The 3877-nt window shown below is 56.3% G+C and carries 1 protein-coding gene and 4 pseudogenes; 3 read left to right on the forward strand and 2 right to left on the reverse strand.

What is annotated here, in order from left to right:
• Nucleotides 1-534 (forward strand): annotated as a pseudogene (locus tag LPU83_RS29110) (Ulp1 family isopeptidase); the annotation flags it as partial.
• A 97-nt stretch (nt 535-631) separates the two neighbouring features.
• Here the strand turns inward: LPU83_RS29110 and LPU83_RS29175 are convergent.
• A pseudogene (locus tag LPU83_RS29175) lies at nt 632-1381 on the reverse strand (IS6 family transposase).
• 23 nt (nt 1382-1404) lie between these two features.
• Nucleotides 1405-2061, reverse strand: coding sequence for a hypothetical protein (locus LPU83_RS29215; protein ID WP_176703672.1), 657 nt, complete (start codon nt 2059-2061; stop codon nt 1405-1407).
• 833 nt (nt 2062-2894) lie between these two features.
• Between LPU83_RS29215 and LPU83_RS29305 the strand changes: the two are divergent.
• Both LPU83_RS29305 and LPU83_RS29340 read left to right on the forward strand, forming a co-directional pair.
• Nucleotides 2895-3426, forward strand: a pseudogene (locus LPU83_RS29305) (transposase); the annotation flags it as partial.
• A gap of 204 nt (nt 3427-3630) precedes the next feature.
• Nucleotides 3631-3877, forward strand: a pseudogene (locus LPU83_RS29340) (adenine deaminase C-terminal domain-containing protein); the annotation flags it as partial.

A 3877-nucleotide genomic window follows, 5' to 3' on the forward strand; every position in this document is an offset into this window, starting at 1 on the left:
TTAAGGGGTTTCGATCTCCTAAGGGGCGAGCTGCAGACTAACAATCCGGGACTGGCCGCCCGGACACGGCTGGTAGCACCCGCGATAGCGCAAACTTTGCGCTCGAACAATAATATTGATCGCGAAAGCGCATTCCAGCTTATCGTCCATGATCAGGACGATAACGACACAGCCGATTTCGTGTTCCTGCCAGTGAGTGATGCTAATGTTGAAGTTGCCGATGGTGGCACCCACTTGTCCCTGCTGCTCATTGATCGCGTCGATCGAAACAGGCCGGTGGCATATCACTACGATTCCGCCGGCGCCGGCGCCCTTAACAGCGCCTTTGCTGAACAGCTCGCAAGAGCGGTGGGAGCCACGCTGACGCAAATGGGGATGGCGCAGCAGCAGAACGATCGTGGTTGCGGCGTCTTTTTGCTAGAGGCGGCGCGGGCGCTGATTGGACAATTGGCACAAAGACAGCCACCGGCGAACCTCGACGACCTAGCCGCCGATCGGCGAGCACTCCAGCACCGGTTGCGGCGCTTGAATTGATGCAGCCCGGTTCTGGCGCAAACTTTTTGCGGCACCAAAAAATCTGGCGATGTCACGTTGTTTCATTGACGCGCAGACAAGGCGTTTATCTCTGAACTCAGACAGCTGCGCCGGTCACGGCTTCCCACTGCGCCATTGCGCGGATCCGATGAGTGTGGGTGGTTAGGGCTGAGCGTTTCTGTTGCGGTGCGACTAGATTGCAGACCGCTGAGAAGACCGAGATGAAACGTTGCAAGCCGCCGACAGATCGAAATCCCTGCATCATCCGTTCTCGTTTTCGAAGTGGCACGTGAGAATTCTCCGCACGATTGTTCAGGCCCCTTGTGCGATCGATGTTCGACAGCGGGCATCACGTCCCGTTTTGCCGCTCCGTATGAGCGCAGTTTGTCGGTAACGATGCGCTTCGGCGTCAGGCCTTGCTTCTTCAACAGTCTGACCAGCAATCGCTTGGCAGCTTTGGTATCGCGGCGGGCTTGGACGATCTCGTCGAGGACGTAACCGTCCTGGTCAACGGCACGCCAAAGCCAATGTTTTCGGCCACCGATGGAAATCACGACCTCGTCCAAATGCCAGATATCCGTTCGCGACGGCTACCTTCTGCGCAACTGCTTGACGTAAGCCGCCCCGAATTTGCGGCTCCATCGCCGTATCGTTTCGTCAGACACGACAATGCCGCGCTCCAACAGCATTTCCTCGACCAGCCGCAGGCTCAAAGGGAACCGGAAATACAGCCAGATCGCACGGGCGATGATCTGCAGTGGAAAGCGGTGGTTCTTGTAACTGAGAGTCGGCGAGTTCATCTCACCCGAATTATCCATCAACCGTTAAGCTGCTGATAACGTGACATCGCCGTACCGAGATACCGAAGCGCTATTGAGAAAGCAGGCGCGGAACTGGAAAGTCTAGTACTTTGTCCGTGTAGCTTTCGACCAAGGCGCTAAACGGCGTGCCATCTCGAAGTTTCAGTACGGCACGATGTTCGAGCAGGAACGGCGGCAGGCTGAGGGAACTTGTTTCATGCGTTATTAAGCCGTCCACGTCCCAGCCTTCGGATAGAGGGGACCAGAGCAACTTGGCAGACAGGTTTGTGCGAGTGAAATTGAGAGCCTGAACGGCTCTGCCAAACGCGATATCGCTGGTATTCAACGCCTGATTCATCTCTGCAGTTAATTTTGCAGGTACATACCAGTTGTCGGCTTCTGACAAGACGCGGTCTCCGCAGACCAGGCGGACGCGGCGATAAGCGATCAGCTCACCGGGTCCGACGGTCAGAAGTTCACGGATGTGCTCATCGGCCGGTTTGTCTTGCCCGCCCACACGCTGAGCTACGATCTTGGAACCTTCCGGTGCGAGCTTATGCGCGGCGCACCAGCGGTCAAGGGTCAACGTAGCACTGGCGTTACTCAGGAGATCGGCATTCAAGGTCTGGAGGACCGCAAGCGCTTCCACTCGAGATGCCGGCGTGTTCAGCCACTGAGACCCTATAGACGGTTCTTGCGCAATTGCGATCTGGGTGCCCAGCACGATGGCGGTCGCTGCAAGTGCGGCGAGGCGAATGCATTTCGAAGAACATAATGACCTTTGCTTGCGTCGCCTCGATGTCGTCCATGATATCCTCCATCCGCTCGCCGACCTGTTGTTGGAGTTTGCAAGCGTTGGCGCCAGAGCCGGCGCTTCCATCCTGGAATCTGGAAACCCGATAGACGTGGATTTCAAATGAGGAACGTGGCGGCTGGTCCGAATTCTCCCAATTCTATGCTCGTAACTCTCACTTAACGGTTTAGCGCCTTTGTCGTCGCCCTCGCTCGTTGCGAGATGTTCATATAGCTGGATCGGATAATATAGCTCGCAACCGAAAGCAAAATCCAGGAGCCATTGTTGGAAGAAGGTCTTCTTCGTCGACACAGGGCCCTCCTGCCGGTCGAGTGACAATTGTAGACCAGGCAGCAACACGCCGTCGATGGTTGCCGACCGCAGATGAGAGTAGCCAAGGCGCTTGTCTGATTTCTTTTGGCGCTCCATGTCATCGTGCTCCTTGTGTAAGCCTACCGACGATGATGTCCCGGCAAGATTTCAGCTCTCATAGAGAAAGAATTTTCTCTGTTGCACTATCGCAAATCCTCATAACAGGAAACCAGTGAGTTATAGAATATATTCTTACATATATCGCACTTCATGGCTTTGGCGATCTCGGATAGTTAGGCAGATTTCCTCAATATCTGTCTCTCGCCAAGAACTCTGCTTTCCACGATCCTCAAGCGGCATCGTCAGGTTAACTGACGGGTGAGGCGTTGGTGCACGGATCGTTTAGCAATCTGAGTTAGGCAGGACGGAATCGCAACAGCCCTTGTCGTTTAGCTATGCCTTTCAAACGCAATTGGCGCCCGCCGTCATCGCATCCAGAGGAATAAATTCTGGGTGGCGCACTGGCCGGAGTATGAGGCGGGACTTCGTCGGAGGCTGACACCAGATGCCCTGTCCGGATGGCAAGCACCAAGACGCAAGACCCGGTGCCAGCACCGTTATTCCGATCTGGCGATCGAGACCGCCTTGACGCTAGGCCTGGTGTTTGGTCTGAGGCTGCGCCAAGGAGAGGGCTTGTTGGAATCTGTGCTGCAATTGATGGGGCTGGCGCTTGCCGTCCCCGATCATACCACCCTGAGCCGTCGCGCGCGGACATGGCGATCGCCCAAGGAATGGCGTGACCACCGGGGTCTTTCGACCGGAGCGTTGCATGTTCTTATCAACAGCACTGGTCTACCGGTTTACGGCGCGGGCCAGTGGCTGGAGGAAAAGCATGGCGCCAGATCCCCTCGCGGCTTGCGCAAGTTGCATCTGGCGTTGGATGCCGATAGTGGCGAGATCGTTGCGCATACCCTGACTGATCAGGACATGCCACACGAGAGGATTTCGGATTGTGCAAATGAAAGCAGCAAAACGACTGCCATCCGTCCCGCCAGGGAATCGGCAATAGCTAGCACAGTTGCAAGGTTGGGGAGATCCAGTCAGCAGGAATCGGCCGGGCTTTTTGTCACGACCCACACTCTCCCTGATGGCTACTAGCATCAGATCAGGATGACGTTGGACTTCGTCTATCAGGTGGCGCTCGACGCGCTCGAGGAAAAGCAGGGTGGCGTCTGCGTTGTCATGGACGGCAAGGTGACGGCCATGGTGCCCCTGCCGATCGCCGGGCTTTTGTCCGACAAGCGGGTGCACGAGGTCGCCGACGAGGTAAAGGCCTTGAAGCTCGAATGGAGGCAGGCTGCACCATCGCCTCTATGGGCTTCAACCTCATCCCGCTGTCGGTCATCCCGGATATCCGGATAACCGACAAGGGTTGTCT

This window comes from Rhizobium favelukesii, assembly GCF_000577275.2.
Lineage (GTDB): Bacteria > Pseudomonadota > Alphaproteobacteria > Rhizobiales > Rhizobiaceae > Rhizobium > Rhizobium favelukesii.